The sequence below is a fragment of the Kitasatospora viridis genome (assembly GCF_007829815.1).
GTDB lineage: Bacteria > Actinomycetota > Actinomycetes > Streptomycetales > Streptomycetaceae > Kitasatospora > Kitasatospora viridis.
In genome coordinates, this window is sequence record NZ_VIWT01000004.1 from 191,424 (window position 1) to 207,732 (window position 16,309).

Genomic DNA, 16,309 nt, shown 5'->3' on the forward strand with positions numbered 1-16,309 from the left:
CCATGACGGTGCGAGTGATGATCGGCCCGAGCCTGAAGCGTCCGTTGTCCGTGGGGGCGCTGCGGATGGCGCTGTTCAACTACGCCTTCGCGGTCGGCCGGCGCGGTTCGTTCGGCGTCCGGATCGAGGACACCGACCAGGCCCGGATGAACGCCCAACTGCTCGACGACCTTTACGCGATGCTGGAGTGGACCGGGATCGACTACCACGAGGGCGGGGTCAAGGGCGGTGGCTGCGGCCCGTACGTCCAGTCCGAGCGGCTCGGCCACTACCGGGAGCACGCCGGGGCCCTGCTCCGGTCCGGTGCCGCCTACCGGTGCTTCTGCTCGACCGAGCGGCTGGCCGGCGACCGTGAGCGGCAGCGCGCCCTGGGCGAACGGTCGCGCTACGACGGCAGGTGCGGCGCGCTGAGTCCGGACGAGGCGGCCGAGCGGGCCGCCGGGGGCCAGGCGAACGTCGTGCGGATGCGGGTCCCGCAGGACGGTGCGGGCGAGATCCTGGTGCCGGACGAGATCGCCGGCGACGCGAGGGTCCCGCTCAGCGCACTGGACGACCAGGTCCTGCTGAAGTCCGACGGATTCCCGACCTACCACTTCTCCTCCGTGGTGGACGACCACCTGATGGGCATCTCCCATGTCGTGCGCTCCGACTCGTGGCTGTCGAGCACGCCGAAGCACGTGCTGCTCTACCGGGCGTTCGGGTGGGAGCCACCGGTCTTCGCGCACGTCCCGGCCATCTCCCGCGGCGGCTGGAGCACTCCCGTGCGGGAACTGCGGGACCAAGGCGTCCCGGTCGACGCCGTGGTGAACTACGCCGCCGGCATCGGCTGGCAGCCGTCCGGCGGTGCGGAGCTCTTCACCCTGGCCGATCTCACCGCGGAGTTCGACCTGAAGGCGATCCGACGGTCCGTCAGGACGGCGGACCCCAACCGGCTCCGGTGGTTGAGCGGCCGGCACCTGCGCAGGCAGCCGGCGCAGGACGCGGCCGAGGCCCTGACGCCCCACCTGCGCGCACTCGGGCTCCCGGTGCCCCCCGCCGAGCGGCGCCGGGAGATCGTGGAGCTGTGCCAGCCCTACAGCCGCACGTACCGCGAACTCGCCGAGCAGCACGCCTACTTCTTCCGGGCACCGCAGCACGGTCCGCAGCTGCGTGCGGAACTGCTGGGCCTGGCGGGGCTGCTCGGCACGCTGTCGACGGCCCTGGCGCAGGTCCGGCCCTTCACGGCCGCCGCGCTCCGGCAGCAGGTCCAGGCCGTCACGCAGGACGACGCGGGCGGCACTGCGGCGCTGCGGGCCCTGCGGCTGGCCGTCTGCGGAGACGTCCGCAGCCCCAACATCTTCGCCGTCCTGGCCGTGCTCGGCCGGGCCGAGTGCGGGCGCCGGCTGGCCGCGGCCATCGGCGGGAGCGGCGCGGAACCGGCGGCGGAACCGGCCCTGTCGGGGATCGGGGTGCACGGATGACGGGCGACCCGCTCTTCGACTATCCGCTGCGCCGCGGCGAACGGCTCGACCCGCCACCGGTGTTGGGCGAGCTGCGCGCGGACCGGCCGGTCTGTCCGGTGCGCCTGTGGGACGGCAGCGAGGCCTGGCTGGTGACCCGGCACGCGGACGTGCGCGCGGTGCTGGCCGACCCGCGGGTCAGCGCCGACCCGCGCAGCCCGGGATACCCCTTCCTGAGCGCCGGACGGGCCGCCGCGCCGGACGGGCACGGCTCCTTCAACCACCTGGACCCGCCGGAGCACGGCCGGTTCAGGCGCATGCTCAGCGGTGAGTTCACGGTGGAGCGGATCGCCCGGCTGCGGCCGGTCGTCCAGCGGACCGTGGACCGGGCGATCGACGCGATGGTCTCGGCGGGCAACCGGGCCGAGCTCGTCCGGGCGCTCGCGCTGCCGGTGCCCTCCTTCGTCATCTGCGAGCTGCTCGGCGTCCCGTACGCGGACCACGAGTTCTTCGAAACCCGCACGGCGGCCCGGATGGACCTCACCCGGGCACCGGAACTGGTGCGCGCCGCCAACGCGGAGATCATGGGCTACCTGGAGCAGCTGGTCGCCGAGAAGCGCCGACGGCCCGGGGACGACCTGATCAGCCGACTGATCACGCAGCACGGAGACTCCGGTGAGGCGAGCCCCGGCGAAATCGTCGACATGGTGCGCCTGTTGCTGGTGAACGGGTACGAGACCACGGCCAACATGATCGCCCTGGGTGTCCTCGTCCTGCTCCGCAACCCGGACGAGGCGGCAGTCCTGCGGGACGATCCGGATCCCGAGGCGGTCGAGCGGCTGGTCGAGGAGTTGCTCCGGCACCAGACGATCGTGCACATCGCACCGACCCGGGCGGTCCTCGCCGAACTGACGGTCGGTGGCACCGTCCTGCGACCGGGCGACGGGGTCATCACCTCGCTGAGTTCGGCGAACCGGGACGCGACCGTCTTCGACCGGCCCGACGCACTGGACTGCGGCCGCGACGCCCGCCGCCACCTGTCCTTCGGCCACGGGGTGCACCACTGCCTCGGCCACACCCTGGCCAGGTTGGAGCTGCACGCGGTCTTCGGCACCCTGTTCCGCCGGCTCCCGGCCCTGCGCCTGGCCGTGCCGTACGAGGAGGTCCGGTTCAAGGAGGACGCGGGTCTCTACGGCGTGCACCGACTGGACGTCACCTGGTGACCGCGGGAGCCGAGGCGACCCGGGTGGTCGCCGATCCGGCCCGGTGCATCGGCTCCGGCCAGTGCGTGCTGTCCGCCCCGGCCGTCTTCGCCCAACACCCGGACGACGGACGGGTCCTGATCACCGACCGGAGACCTGCCGGCACGGCGGCCGAGACGGCACGGCAAGCCGCGCAGTTCTGCCCGGTGCAGGCGATCAGGCTGATCGAACCAGAAAGACGAGGATGACAACGACGAACACGGCGACGACGGCCAGCACGTCGCTCCGGAGCACCATCGAGCTGCCCCTGCCCCGCGACGTCCCGGCCGACGTCCGACAAGCGCTGCGCCGGCACCTCTACTGGGTGGCCCCGCAGATCGCGGAGGTGGCCCTGGTCGAACGCGCGGACGGTCCGTGCCTGGTGGTGGACTACCGGGGCCCGCGCCCCCTGGCCGCGATCGAGCGGGACCTGGGCCGCGCCGTCGCCGGCATCCTCGCGGGCACGACGGCCTTCACCGCCCGGGAAGTCGCCCGGCACTCGGCGGGGCCGCTGCGCTCGGCGCCGGCGGCGGATCCGTTCCCGGACCTCGTCAGCCGGCGCTGGGTCCTCCCGGAGGCCCCCGGCGTCTTCGGCTACGCGGGCCTGGTGGCAGGGCTGCTGGAGGGACTCGACGGGTTCCTCCGCCGCCGGCTCGGGCGGTTCCGCCCCGCGGCCGTCCTGCTGCCCTCGCTCACCTCCCCCGGCACCCTGCTGCGCACCGGCGCCCTCCCCGAGGCGGCGCACACCGCCCACTTCGTCTTCCACCTGGACGAGAGCCTGTCGACCACCTCCCGGTTCGCCGCCGAGTGCATCCCCGACGGGGCGGACGCCTTGGACCTGCGGGCGCTCCCGGGCACCTCGGCCGCGCCGGACGCCGTCCTCGCCCCGGCGGCCTGCCAGCCGTTCTACCGCACGCTCTCCGACCAGGTGCTGCGGGAGCCGGTCGTGGTGACCGGACGGGCGTCCTGCTACCGGTACGAGAGCGGTGCGACCGAGACCCTGCGCCGGCTCACCGAGTACCGCGTGCGCGAGCTGATCGTGGTGGGCAGCGCGGCCCAGGTGGCCGCCATCCGCGCCGAACTGCTGGAGTTCACCATCGGCCTGCTGGCCGAACTCTCCCTCGACGGACGGCTGGTGACGGCCAGTGATCCGTTCTTCGTGGACGCGTTCGCCCGGATGCGCAGCTACCAGCTGGCCATGGAGGTCAAGCACGAACTGCTGCTCAGTCTGCCCTTCGACGGCTCCGAGGTGGCGGGCTGCTCGGTCAACCACCACGGCGAGCACTTCGGCCGTGCCTGGAACATCCGTACGGCCGACGGGAATCCGGCGCAGAGCTGCTGCCTGGGATTCGGCCTGGAACGCTGGGCGTACGCGGTACTCGCGCAGTACGGCACCGACCCCGCGGCCTGGCCGGACGAGCTGCGACGGATCAGCGACGGCTCCAGTGCTGCGTGACCGTCTCCCCGCCGTGACCTCGGCGCAGTTGGTGTCGGCGCTGCGCACGGTGGGCGTTGCCCCCGGCCAGACGGTCTACGTGGCGGCAGGACTGGCCGGTCTGGCCACCACGGCCGATCCGGCGAGGCTCGTGCTCGAAGCGCTGCGCACCGTGGTGGGCCCGTCCGGCACGCTGGTGATGCCCAGCTTCCACCCGGGCTTCAGGTACCAGGGCGTCTTCGACGTGACCGGCACGCCGTCCCGGTCGGGCATCCTCTCCGAGCTCTTCCGGACCGGCCCGGACACCCGGCGGACCTGGGCGCCGCCCTTCAACCCCGTCTGCGCCGAAGGGCTCGACGCCGCAGCGATCGCGGGCATCTCGTCGCCGACCGCGTTCGGGCCGGGATCGGTCTTCGACCACCTGGTGGAGATCGGCGCCACGGTCCTGCTGCTCGGCTCCAGCTTCCACGACGGTGTCGCCCACGTGCACTGGCTGGAGGAGCGCCACGACGTTCCCTACCGCACCTGGCAGGAGGTCAGCGGTGAAGTACGGCTGGCGGGCGAGGTGCTGACCCGCAGTTGGCAGTGCCACGTGCGCCGACCGGGCGTCGACCTGCACGCGGGCGTCGTGGGCGAGGTGCTGGAGAGCGCCGGTGCGATCCGTCGGACGGACGTGGGGCTCACCCGGATCTCCGCCTTCACCCTCGACCACTTCAAGGAGGTGCTGGATCCGTGGTTCGCGCGCAACCGGGAGTGCATGGTGCTGCACTGAACCGTGTCGAACCGCCGACGGGCGAGGTGGCTGCGGTCGTCGCGGCCGTGATCGGCGTTCCGCCGGGCCAGTTGGGCGGCGCAGCCGGTCTGACCGACGGCAGCTGGAGCTCGATGCAGCACATCACCATCCTGCTGGACCTGGCCGGCGCCTTCGGCTTCGAGCTCACTCCCCGACTGGTGCAGGAACTCACCACGGTCGCCGCCATGCAGGCGTTCGTCTCCGACCGGCGCGACCGCGCGCCCCTACCCACTTCGAGCGAGGCAGCCATGACACTTGTACTCCAGCAGCTGCGGGAGATCCTGGCCGGACCGAACACGGCGGTGCTGGCCACCGTGCGGCCGGACGGGAAGCCGCAGCAGTTCGTCGTCTGGGCCGTGGCCGACGGCGACGACATCCTGATGTCGACCACTCAGGGGCGCCCGAAGCACCGGAACCTGGCGGCCTTCCCGCACGCCTCGCTGACGGTCTACCCGGCGGGCGACATGTACCGCAGCGTCGAGGTGCGGGGGACGTCGAGCTTCGTCGAGGCGGGGGCCGACGAGGTCATCGAACGCCTCTCCCGGCACTACAAGGGCACTTCCTGGCAGGAGCCGGCCGGCCTCGGCACCCGGGTCACCGTGCGGCTGTCCGGGCTCGTTCCCGGCAAGGACTGACCGGGGTGGGGTGCTGCTGACCCGGGCGGGGTGCTGGGTGCTGGAAAGTGTCCAGCACCCCACCCGGGCCGCTCGCTCAACCCAGCCGGGACAGCGCCGCGCCCAGGCGCGCGAGCGTCCGCTCCCGGCCCAGCACGGCCAGGGACTCGAAGAGCGGCAGACCGACCGTCCGACCCGTGACCGCCACCCGCACGGGGGCCTGTGCCTTCCCGAGCTTGAGGCCCCGGGCGGCGCTGATGCGCTCCAACTCCGCCTTCAGGGCGCCGGCCTCCCAGGCGACGGACTCGAACGAGACGGTCACGTCCTTGAGGAGCTCGGCGGCGCCCTCCTTCATCGCCTTGCCCCAGGCCTGCTGGTCATCCACGGGCTCGTCGAGGAAGAGGAAGTCGACGTTCTGGACGATCTCGCTGAGCAGGGTGATGCGGGTCTGGGCCAGTTCGGCGACCTCCGCGAAGGCGGCGGCGTCGTAGGACGTGCTCGGCCACGGTGCCCGGTCGCCGGTCAGCCAGGGCTGGCAGGCCGCGATGAAGTCCGTCAGGGGCAGCGCCCGGATGTACTCGCCGTTGAACGCACGCAGCTTCTTGACGTCGAAGAAGGCCGGCGCGGGATTGACGTCCTCCAGCCGGAACTCGACCTCCATGTCGGACCAGGGAACAATCTCCCGGTTGTTGGCCGGCGCCCAGCCGAGCAGCATCAGGTAGTTGCGCATCGCTTCGGGAAGGTAGCCCTCGTCCCGGAAATCCTCCAGGGCCACGCGGTCACGACGCTTGGAGAGCTTCCGCCGCTGCTCGTTGACCAGGATCGGGGCGTGCGCCCACTGCGGCACCGGCTTTCCGAGCGCCTCCCAGAGCATCTGCTGCTTCGGGGTGTTGGACAGGTGCTCCTCCGCGCGGATGACGAGGTCGATACCCATCGTCATGTCGTCCACGACATTCGCCAGGAGGAATACCGACGAACCGTCACCACGCGCGATGACGAAGTCCTCGATGGTCGAGTTCTGGAACGTGGGCGTGCCCCGGACGATGTCCGTGACGACGGTCTCGCCCTCGTCCGCCGTGCGGAACCGCACCGCCCGACCGGGAGCCCGCTCCAGGCCGCGCTCCCGGCAGAACCCGTCGTAACCCAGCCGCGAATCACCGTTGCGCTCGGCCAACTGCTCACGCGTGCAGTCGCAGAAGTAGGCCTTCTCCTCGGCCAGCAACTTCTCGACGGCTTCCTGGTGGTGATGGGCGTACTCGGTCTGGAAGTAGGGCCCTTCGTACTCCTCGGCGCCGACGCCGAGCCAAGCCATGGCATCGAGGATGCCCTGGTTCCACTCGGGGCGGCTGCGTGCGGCGTCGGTGTCCTCGATCCTGAGCACGAGGGTGCCACCGGACTGTCGTGCCACCATCCAGTTCAGCAGCAGGGAGCGGGCATTGCCGACGTGGAACATTCCCGTCGGAGACGGCGCGATTCGAACGCGAACGGGGGAATTCGTCACGACGAGGATCCTACCGCGTTCGCGGCCGGCCATTGGAGCGTCATGACACCGGTTCTCCGCACGATTGTTCCCGCACCACACCTTCCAACGAACCGGTCGAGAACCTACACTGATGAGGCGTCATGGATCCTGCTGACCCGCACAGCGGGCGGACTCCCGAAGCGGCCATGGCACGCGGCGCGGGTGAGTGCCGCGAAATCCCGGACCCCGATCGGAATCAGCGCCACGGGTGTCCGAGTTGTTCTTCGACGGCCGGCGGATTGATTCCGCCGCCGTATTGCCCGTGCCATTCGAGCACTCCCACCAGAAGACCCTCCGTAGGAAGGAACTGCGAAGACGTGAATTCCGACCGCCGACACCTCCTGACTTCCGTGCAGATGGCTCGCTTCGTCGCTCAGGGCTTCCTCCAGCTCGACGGCGTGGTTCCCGAGGAGCTCAACGCCGAGGCCCTGGAGGCCCTCCCCGCCGGCATCCCCCGCGCGGCCCACGGCGTCCGCGTCGACGAGGCGTTCCCCAGCGGTTCCCTCGCTCGTCGGCTGCTCGCGGTCGCGCCGGTGGCCGGCGCGCTGCACAGCCTGGTGGGACCGGAGCCGACCTACGACTTCTCCACGGTCATCATCCGCCCGCCGCACCAGGAGCGCGCCCAACTCCTGCACAGCGACGTCCTCGTCGACGTGCGCACGGACGCCTTCGACGTGACCCTCATGTACTTTCCGCACGAGGTCACCCTGGCGATGGGCGGCACGCTGCTGATCCCGGGGAGCCATCTGCGCCGGACCATCGAGACGGACATCGGGCGCTACCAGAACCTTCGCGGCCAGCACCGCATGACCTGCCCGGCCGGGACCGTACTGCTGCTGCACCACGGCATCTGGCACGGCGGCCGTCGCAACGACAGCGACCTCCCGCGCTACATGTTCAAGATCCGCTTCAACCCGACGGTCCGGCAGCTGCGCCTGTGGAACACCGATGACCTGCACGACCCCGCGGTGGCGGCAGAGCTCCGCACGCACTACCCGTGGTACGAAGGCTCCGCCGGGAAGATGGAGTTGTACAACCGGGTGATGCTGTGGCGCGCGCTCACCGGAGACGATTCGTTCGACCCGGACTACTGGGTGACCAGGGTTTCCAACCGACCGCAGCGGGTCGTCGTGACCACCGCTGGCTGACCCGCGCCACGGCGCCGACAAATCCGACGGAACCGACGGAACCGACCCATCGAACCGGAGTGTCCAGTGAGTTCCCCCGCGCAGCAGGCAGTGCGTCAGCAGCTGCTCTTCCTCTACCTCTCCTCGTCAGCCCTCGACTCGGACGTCGTGGCCTGGTCCAGCTACGACGGCACCGCACGGACGACCCCCACCACCGGGGACGGCACCGAGCCGCCCTACCCCACCGGCACCGACGCGCTCGCCGCCGGCTGGCGCATGATCCAGTGCTCCCAACTCATGCCACCGCAGGCGGGAAACGAGTACAGCACCTCGTACCTGCGTCATGAGTTCGTCTTCGAGAAGCTGGTCACGATCGAAGCGTGACTCCGGCCCGATCTGATTCGAGGTGAACGTGGAGACCACACGGGGGCAAGGCGATCCTGCACCGCTCCTCGGCCCGCCCGGCTGGCAGGACACGACCCGCGGAACCGACGTGCGCTTGCGCTGTCTCTCCGCCGTCGACCGGCGGACCGTCTGGGTGGCGGGGGCCGATGGCGTCGTCCTGCGCACGCAGGACGGTGGTGACAGCTGGCAGTCCGTGGGACCGCCGGACGGTCGGGCCCTTCAGTTCCGGTCCATCAAGGCGTTCGACGCCCACCACGCCGTCGTCCTGTCCTTCGGCGCCGGCGATGCGGCTCGCATCCTCAGCACCGACGACGCCGGCGAACACTGGAGCGAGGCCTTCCGCAATCACGACCCGGCCGCCTTCTACAACTGCATGACCTTCGGGGACGACAGCCACGGACTCGCCGTCGCCGATCCGGTCGACGGCCGCTTCAGGATCCTGCGCAGCACCGACAGCGGGCGCAGTTGGCACGAGGTCGACCCCGCCGGACTACCGGCCGCACTCGCGGGCGAGGTGGCCTTCGCCGCCAGCGGAACCTGCCTGATCGGTCGCGCCGGACTCCACTGGCTGGCCACCGGCAGCGCAGCCCGCGCGAGGGTGTTCCGGTCCGACGACGGAGGGCGGACCTGGAGCGCGGCCGACACCCCGGTCCGGTCCGCGCCGGATGCCGGGATCTTCGCCCTCGCCTTCCGCGACGCGGCGATCGGGGTGGCCGTCGGAGGTGACTACCGCGACCAGTCCCGCGGGGGACGGTTGACGGCCACCACCGCGGACGGCGGCATCACTTGGCGAACCGTGGCTGGCAACGCTCCCAACGGCTACCGATCGGGGGCGACTTGGACCGGTCACGAGTTCGTCGTGGTCGGTCCGGGGGGCAGCGACTACTCGGTGGACGACGGCGCCGGCTGGACCCGGTTCGACGATCGGGGCTTGGACACGGTGTCGGTCGCCCAGGACGGTTCGTGCTGGGCGGCCGGGGAGCACGGACGGGTCGCGCTGCTGAGTCACCGGATCCCGGCGGCCAGGTAGCGGTGGATGCCGTCGCGTATCAGCGGCGGGACGTCGAGCCGGGCCAGCTGCTCGGGGTCGAAGAACTGGACCTTGACGCCCTCCGAGAGCGGCAGCGCGGTCTCGTCACCGTCCCAGCGGGCCGCGAAGAACGTGAGGATCTGTCCGGAGTCGTAGGACTCGCAGGAGGCGGTGAGCTCGAAGAGCTCGGACAGCTGCGGGACCACCAGGTCGGCTTCTTCGGCGAGTTCGCGGACGATGGCCTCGCCCGGAGTCTCGCCGGGGTCGCAGCCGCCACCGAGCAGGCTCCAGTGGTTGGGCCAGGCGATCCAGCCGAAGTCGTCGCGCAGGTGCATCAGGAGCTGGCCACGCCGATTGGCGATGATCGCCACCGCACCGCGCGGCCGGACGGCGGCCGGGCCGTCGGGGAGGCTCTGGGAGTCCATCCGCCCACCCTAAACGGCCCGGTCGCGGCCGGCTGAGCCCGGCGCCGGGTTACGCTCCGTCAAATGGCGTCGGCCGCCGGTGTCGCCGGCCGTTCCTCCTGGAGTGCGGATGCGCTGGCTCGATCTCGTGGTCCTGGTCGGGTACCTGGTGGTGGTCGCCGTGACCGGGCTGCGGCTGGCCGGCCGCCAGCGGACGTCGAGCGGCTACTTCGTCGGCGACGGCCACCTGCCCTGGTGGGCCGTGGCGTTCTCGGTGGTGGCCACCGAGACCAGCGTGCTGACCGTGATCAGCGTGCCCGGCGGCGCGTACGGCGGCCAGGGCTTCGGCAACGTCGAACTGGCCCTCGGCTACGTCATCGGCCGGGTCGTCGTGGCGTTCGCGCTGATCCCGCTGTACAAGCGCGGCGGCTTCGTGAGCGCCTACCAGTACCTGGGCAGCAGGTTCGGCCCGGTGCTGCAGGGCCTCGCCTCGGTCGCGTTCCTGACCACCCGTCTGCTGGCCGAGGGCGTACGGCTGTTCGCCTCGGCGATCCCGATCAAGCTGCTGCTGGAGGAGTTCGGCCTGCACACGGGCTTCCGGGCCGTCATCCTCGGGGTCACCCTGGCGACGGTGGCCTACACCTACCTGGGCGGGATCGCGGCGGTCATCTGGACCGACGCCATCCAGATGGGCCTGTACCTGGGCGGCGCCGTCCTCGCCATCGCCGTGCTGTCGGCGCAGGTCGGTGGCGCCGGCTACGCCCGGGCGCTGCGGGCGGGCAAGTTCGCGCTCTTCGACACCGACTTCGGCCTGGCCCACGTCCTCACCAGCCCGTTCGCGCTGCCGACCGCGATCGTCGGCGGCGCCGTGTTCGCCATGGCCAGCCACGGCTGCGACCAGCTGATCGTCCAGCGGATCCTCGCCACCCGTTCCCTGCGGGACGGGCAGAAGGCGATGATCGCCTCCGGACTCTTCGTCACCCTGCAGTTCGCGGCCTTCTCGCTGGCCGGCGCGCTGCTGTGGTCCCGCAACCACGGCAAGTCCTTCAAGGAGCTGGGACTCACCAGTACCGACGGCCTCTACCCGCAGTTCATCCTGCACGGGCTGCCCGTCGTGGTCTCGGGCCTGCTGGTGGCCGGGATCGTCGGCGCCGCGATGGGCTCGCTCTCCGCCGCCCTGAACTCCATGGCGAACTCCACGGTCGCCGACATCGTCCGCGGCTTCTCCCGCCGCACCCCGTCGGACCGGTCCCTGCTCACCCTCGCCCGGGCGACGACCCTGGTGTGGGCGGCGCTGATGGCGCTCTTCGCCTGCGCGTTCAGCACCAGCAGCGGCAACGTCTACCTCACGGCCCTGACGATCACCGGCTACACCTACGGCGCGCTGCTCGGCGCCTTCCTGCTCGGCCGGATCGTCCGGCGGGCCCGTCAGCCCGACGCCGTCGTGGCGTTCCTGGCGACGATCGCCGCGATGGCGTACGCCGTGCACGACGTGCGGATCGACGTGCCCGGCGCAGGTGGTGGTGCGTCCGCTGCCCTGGCGGCCCAGTGGCTGGTGCCGCTCGGCGTCGCGGTCAGCCTGTCCGTCGGCTACCTGGTCAGTCTGCGCCGCCTCCTTCCCGACGCACGGGCCGGGGCCGAGGCCACGCTGGCCCCGGCCCCGGCCCCGGACGCCGCGGCCCGCCACCCCACCGGCGGCTGACCCGGCGAGGTCGGCGGACGGCGCGTCAGCCCACCGTGTAGTGGTAGGGGAACGCGAGGAGTTGGTCTCCCGTCGGTGTGTAGCCGTTCTGGCTGAGCGAGCTGGAGTCGTCGAGGTAGATGTCGCCGGACACCGTGCTGCCGGCCGGACCGCTCGGGACGACGTTCAGGTAGAGCGTGGTGCTCTGGCCCGGCTGGACGACCACCGGGTTGAAGGACGCGGCCGGGTGCACGCCGAGCTCCCACAGGTCGCCCGAGGGCGAGCTGGCCGCCGGGTCGAAGGCGCGGGTGGTCGCGGTGAGGCCCAGGCTCGCCACCGAGGCCGGCGCCGCGCCCGCCCCGAAGGCACCAGACGGCTGTGGCACGATGTCCCAGTCGCCCTGGGTGAGTTCGGGCGCCGCGTAGCTGCCGTAGGCGGCGTTGCCATCGGGCGTCGAGGCGAGGTCGGGGCCGCCGTTCACCGGTGAGAAGTCGAACATCACGGGCGCCGTGGAGTCGGCCGTCGCGACGAGCTGCGAGGTGCCGGTCGGCACGATCCACTGCGGCGCGGGGGCGGTCGCGGCCAGCGGCAGCGCCAGCCCGCTCGACGGGGTGAAGGAGCTGAGCGGCACCGTGGCCCGCTGGTCGAGCCGGGCGTCGAGGAAGTAGGACTCCACGGCGGTCGAGTCGTTGTGCACGGTGACGGCGACCAGGTGGGAGGTGCCGGCGGCCAGCACGCCACCGGTCGGCACCCCGGTCGCGCTCGCCGCGGCCGGCGCGAAGTCGACCGTGCCCTCCAGCCGGGTCGACAGGGCGTTCCCGGTCACCGGGTTGTCGAAGGTCACGATCAGCGTCCAGGAGCCCGCGGCCGGCGTGAGCACGTGCAGCCGCGCGGCCGAGCTTGCGACCACGGCCTGGTTCGCGCCCGGTGCTCCGACCAGCACCTGGTTGCCGGCGCGCGCCGGGTTCCCGCCGTCCGGCGCGACCAGGTAGGCCGTGAACGGGTCGGTCGCCCCGCCGTCCAGGGCCAGTCGCACGTCGAGCGCCGACTGTCCGGCGGGCACGTTCACCTGGTAGAAGAGGGTCTGGGCCGGGACCTGCCCACGGCCGTTGCCGCCGATCACATCCGCGCCGAACCGGCCGACTCCGCCGTGCACCGGGATGACCGAGCGCAGCGTCATCGGCACCGAACTCGCCCCGGACTGCGGCGAGTCGATGACCAGCGAGGCACTCTCGTCGCCCGGCTGCGCGGGCAGCGGCACGCTGAGGCGCACCGTGGTCGAGGCGCCGGGCGCCAGCACGACCCGCGACGGGCTCACCGCCCCGAGGGCGTGGAACGAGGCGACCGTGGCGGCGAAGCCCACCGGGCCGGTGTAGCCCGCCGGACCGGTGACCGGCTTCCCGAGGAAGTCGGTGATCACCGCCGTCCACTCCCCCGGCGCCGGGGCGCGCAGGTCGACGTGTCCGTGGTTGCCGTTGCCCTGGGGCAGGCTGTAGCCGGTGAGCCGCCCGTTCGGGTCGAGCAGGGTCAGGTCCGCCGCCTGCCGGCTGCTGGTGCCCGGGTAGGCGATGTTCGCGTCGAGCCGGTCCGCGCCGGCGGGCACGGTGAAGGTGAAGCGGGCCGTGTTGTGGGTCAGCCCGGACGCGTCCAGGTAGGTGGGCCCGCCGTCGGCCAGCGTCACGGTCCTGCTGTCGACCGGTCGGTTCGGGCCGAGCGTGCGGGCGGTGAGCGAGACCGACTGCGGGTCACGGCCGGTGTTGGTCAGGTTCAGCGAGAACGGCGCGGTGCCGCCGGGGTTGCCGGTCGCGTCGAGCTGGTCGGTGTCGGCCAGCAGCGTGTCGCCGACCGGCTGCGGGGCGCCGTCGGCGGTGCGCACGGAGCGCGCGGCCTCGACCGCCCGGTAGGCGTCGGCCAGGCCGCTGCCCTGCTCCGCGGCGACGACGCCGAGGTCGTCGGCGGTGCCGGTGACGATCCGGTCGACCAGCTGCGGGGTCGGGGTGGCACCGCCGTGCGCGTCCCGGTACGCCTGGATCACCAACGCGGCCACGCCCGCGACCAGCGGTCCCGCCTCGCTGGTGCCGCCGGACTGGTACACCCCGGTCGGCCGGCCTTGGGCGTTCAGGCAGTCCGGCGCGATCGTCTTGTCGGCCGTGCAGATCGCCCAGTCCAGGTCGCCCGGCGCCACCACGTCGATGCTGCGGCCCTGTTCGGTCGCGCCGCCCGAGGAGAGCGAGCTGATGTTGTCGCTGACCCAGCCGCGCGCGCCGATGCCGTCGTAGCCGGCGGAGTCGGCCTGGGCGTAGGAGCGGAACGTGGTGGACGCGCCGACGGAGATCACGCCGGGCTGGGAGGCGGGCGACCAGATGGTGTTCTCCGGACCCGCGTCGTAGGAGGGCACCGTGACGGTCACTCCGGCCGCCATCGCGTCGGCGTTGGCCTGCTTGATCAGGTCGGCGCTGATGTCGGGCATCGGGAACGAGCCGGCCTCCTCGTTCAACACGTCGACGTGGTCGGTGCCGACCGCGTAGTCGATCGCCTCCAGGAAGGCCGAGGTGGTGGTGTAGTCGTTGGCCGCGTACACCTTGTAGGCGTCCAGCGTCACCTGCGGCGCGACGCCTTCGAGCCGGATCCGGCAGGGCTGCGCCAGCGGGTGCGCGGTGTAGTCGGCGAGGTCGTAGACCTGCCGGCCCTGCGCCGCGATCATGCCGTCGTCGAGGAAGGACTCCAGGTCCTCGGACTCCACGGCACCGCCCTCGCCGGTGAAGTCCTTGTAGTCGGCGATGACGTGGGTGCCGTCGGCGCGGACCAGCTCCGGGGTGTTCACGTCGATGCTCCCGGCGATGTCACCGACCGTCACCCCCTTGCCGGTGGCGCCGAGCGAGCGCGCGGTCCGCGCCTGCGGGTCGTCGGAGTCCGCGTGGACCGCCTCGATCGCCTCGGGGTCGAGCTGCACCCCGCCGGCCGGCGCGCAGGCTCCCGGCGGCGGCGCGACCGGTGGCTGGGGACCGCCCGGGGCGCCGCCGGGCGTGGCCGACGGTCCGGGCCCGGCGGGCCGGCCGCGCAGCTTGATCGCGGCGTCGGGAACCACCTCGGCAACGCCCGGGGCGGCGCGCAACGCGGCCTCCTGACGGGCCGACACGGTGGCCGCCACCGCGTTCAGCACGCTCATCGCGTGGACGTCCCTGGCGCCGGCCGCGTGCAGCGCGCCGATCACCGGCGCCTGCGACGCGGCCACCGCCGAGCCACGGGCGGCCGCCGCGGCCCGGGTGTCCGGCAGGTTCTGGTGCTGGTCCGCGAGCACCACGATCACGCGCTGGTCCGCCGCGGCGGGCGACACCGCCGCGCCTGCCACGCCGGCCGCGGCGGCAGCGGCCGGCATCGAGCCCAAGGTCAGCGCGGCGGCTGCCAGGACTCCGCCCCACACTCCGGTCCTTGATTTCACTCGCCTCATGAGTCCCTCCCTCTCCGCGGCACTCGCGTCGCGGACACGCGATTATCTTCGCCATGCACCTGCCAGCGATAGAGGGGCACGCCGGGACCCCCGGGCCGCCACCGAATGGCTGACGGCCCGTCAGGGCGACGGAGGGTCAGCTGGAGAAGTCGGGCACGGTGGTGATCTCGTCGGTCGGGGCGACGTGCTCCAGGACCAGGCCCGCGATGGCGATGTCCAGCGAGCCGAGGCCGAACGGGGAGTACACGGCGAGCCGGTCGCGGTCGGGCTCGGCCTTGCCCTGGAGGTAGTCGCCGACCGGTCGGATGTCGTCGCGCTCGACCAGGCCGGCGTCGACGGCGAGGCCGAGCGAGGTGCGCTCGCGCAGGGCGTGGCCGACCTCGTCGACCACGTGCACGGCGCCGGCCATCGCCTCCGGGGTGAAGTCGCGCAGGGACATGTGCAGGACGACGGCGCCCCGCTTGAACCAGCTCGACTCGGACAGGTGCGGCACGACGGCCGTGGTGGCCAGCAGGACGAGGTCGGCGTCGGCGACGGCCTCCCGCGCGCCCGGCGCCACCTCCACCCGGGCCGCGTGCTCGGCGCAGCGGTCGGCGAACGCCTCGGCGCGGGTCGGGTCCAGGTCGTGGACGGCGATGGTGGCGAACTCCCAGCCGTCGGCGGCCAGGGTGCGCACGGTGGTGTCGGCGATGAAACCCGTGCCGATCACGGCGAGTTTGACCGCGCCGGAGGTGGTGCCGGAGAGCGCCCGGGCGCCGACCGCCGCCGACATGGCCGTGCGGTGGGCGCTGATCCGCGCGCCTTCGAGGACGGCGACGGGGAAGCCCGTGCGCAGGTCGTTGAGCACGATCAGCGCGGAGGCGCGGGGCAGGCCGAGGTCGAGGTTGCCGGGGAAGCTGGAGATCCACTTGATCCCCATCGCGGGGACAGGGCCGCCGGCGACGTACGCGGGCAGGGCGATGATCCGCTCGCGGTGCGCCGGGTCGGGGTCGGGGCGCAGGAACAGGCTGTCGGGGTTGACGAGTTGTCCGTTGGCGGCCTGGATGTAGACCTGCTCGACGACGGTCCTGGACTGCCCGGCCAGGGCGGCGAGGGCGCGGTCCACGGCGGCCTGGGGCACCACGGCAAGGGTGTTCACGTCGGCTCCTTCGAGAGCTCGGGGATGCT

14 protein-coding genes are annotated in these 16,309 nt (G+C 72.3%); 10 read left to right on the forward strand and 4 right to left on the reverse strand.

Annotated elements, in window-relative coordinates; translation table 11 throughout:
- Positions 1 to 2 precede the first annotated feature (2 nt).
- The 6 genes from gltX (FHX73_RS34570) to FHX73_RS34590 are packed head-to-tail and all read left to right on the forward strand — an operon-like array spanning position 3 to position 5,543.
- Positions 3 to 1,460, forward strand: a complete 1,458-nt coding sequence (gene gltX, locus FHX73_RS34570; protein ID WP_145909954.1) for a glutamate--tRNA ligase — start codon at positions 3 to 5, stop codon at positions 1,458 to 1,460.
- Complete coding sequence (locus FHX73_RS34575; protein ID WP_145909955.1) at positions 1,457 to 2,662, forward strand: cytochrome P450; 1,206 nt, start codon at positions 1,457 to 1,459, stop codon at positions 2,660 to 2,662. The genes gltX (FHX73_RS34570) and FHX73_RS34575 overlap by 4 nt, the downstream gene beginning before the upstream one ends.
- Positions 2,659 to 2,889 carry a ferredoxin gene (locus FHX73_RS34580; RefSeq protein ID WP_145909956.1) on the forward strand — a complete coding sequence of 77 codons (231 nt, stop codon included), beginning with the start codon at positions 2,659 to 2,661 and terminating at the stop codon, positions 2,887 to 2,889. The genes FHX73_RS34575 and FHX73_RS34580 overlap by 4 nt, the downstream gene beginning before the upstream one ends.
- Entirely contained in the window at positions 2,886 to 4,136 is a 1,251-nt protein-coding gene (locus FHX73_RS45125; RefSeq protein ID WP_170305208.1) for a class-II aminoacyl-tRNA synthetase family protein, read from the forward strand. Before FHX73_RS34580 ends, FHX73_RS45125 begins: the two co-directional genes overlap by 4 nt.
- A 13-nt stretch (positions 4,137 to 4,149) precedes the next feature.
- Entirely contained in the window at positions 4,150 to 4,887 is a 738-nt protein-coding gene (locus tag FHX73_RS34585) for an AAC(3) family N-acetyltransferase (protein ID WP_170305209.1), read from the forward strand.
- Between the two features lie 26 nt (positions 4,888 to 4,913).
- Positions 4,914 to 5,543, forward strand: coding sequence for a PPOX class F420-dependent oxidoreductase (locus tag FHX73_RS34590; protein ID WP_145909958.1), 630 nt, complete (start codon positions 4,914 to 4,916; stop codon positions 5,541 to 5,543).
- A gap of 76 nt (positions 5,544 to 5,619) precedes the next feature.
- On the opposite strand, the gene gltX (FHX73_RS34595) is transcribed toward FHX73_RS34590, so the two are convergent.
- Positions 5,620 to 7,056: a glutamate--tRNA ligase gene (gene gltX, locus FHX73_RS34595; RefSeq protein ID WP_145909959.1), complete on the reverse strand. Its 1,437-nt coding sequence runs from the start codon at positions 7,054 to 7,056 to the stop codon at positions 5,620 to 5,622.
- A 344-nt stretch (positions 7,057 to 7,400) separates the two neighbouring features.
- Here gltX (FHX73_RS34595) and FHX73_RS34600 point away from each other — a divergent pair, with 344 nt between their 5' ends.
- From FHX73_RS34600 to FHX73_RS34610, 3 genes are all read left to right on the forward strand, one after another.
- Positions 7,401 to 8,192 (forward strand): phytanoyl-CoA dioxygenase family protein, encoded by a 792-nt coding sequence (locus FHX73_RS34600; RefSeq protein ID WP_145910339.1) that lies wholly within the window; start codon positions 7,401 to 7,403, stop codon positions 8,190 to 8,192.
- 90 nt (positions 8,193 to 8,282) lie between these two features.
- Positions 8,283 to 8,555: a hypothetical protein gene (locus FHX73_RS34605; protein WP_145910340.1), complete on the forward strand. Its 273-nt coding sequence runs from the start codon at positions 8,283 to 8,285 to the stop codon at positions 8,553 to 8,555.
- A gap of 109 nt (positions 8,556 to 8,664) precedes the next feature.
- Positions 8,665 to 9,606, forward strand: coding sequence for a WD40/YVTN/BNR-like repeat-containing protein (locus tag FHX73_RS34610; protein ID WP_145909960.1), 942 nt, complete (start codon positions 8,665 to 8,667; stop codon positions 9,604 to 9,606).
- Here FHX73_RS34610 and FHX73_RS34615 read toward each other — a convergent pair.
- Positions 9,582 to 10,031, reverse strand: a complete 450-nt coding sequence (locus FHX73_RS34615) for an NUDIX hydrolase (protein ID WP_145909961.1) — start codon at positions 10,029 to 10,031, stop codon at positions 9,582 to 9,584. The two genes, FHX73_RS34610 and FHX73_RS34615, sit on opposite strands and share 25 nt — an antisense overlap.
- A gap of 109 nt (positions 10,032 to 10,140) precedes the next feature.
- Here FHX73_RS34615 and FHX73_RS34620 point away from each other — a divergent pair, with 109 nt between their 5' ends.
- Positions 10,141 to 11,712, forward strand: coding sequence for a sodium:solute symporter (locus tag FHX73_RS34620; RefSeq protein WP_145909962.1), 1,572 nt, complete (start codon positions 10,141 to 10,143; stop codon positions 11,710 to 11,712).
- A gap of 25 nt (positions 11,713 to 11,737) precedes the next feature.
- On the opposite strand, the gene FHX73_RS34625 is transcribed toward FHX73_RS34620, so the two are convergent.
- Positions 11,738 to 15,115, reverse strand: coding sequence for a S8 family serine peptidase (locus FHX73_RS34625; protein ID WP_145909963.1), 3,378 nt, complete (start codon positions 15,113 to 15,115; stop codon positions 11,738 to 11,740).
- A 163-nt stretch (positions 15,116 to 15,278) separates the two neighbouring features.
- The gene (sbnB, locus tag FHX73_RS34630) at positions 15,279 to 16,280 is read right to left on the reverse strand and encodes a 2,3-diaminopropionate biosynthesis protein SbnB (RefSeq protein WP_145909964.1); all 1,002 of its coding nucleotides are present in this window, start codon (positions 16,278 to 16,280) and stop codon (positions 15,279 to 15,281) included.
- Positions 16,281 to 16,309 lie beyond the last annotated feature (29 nt).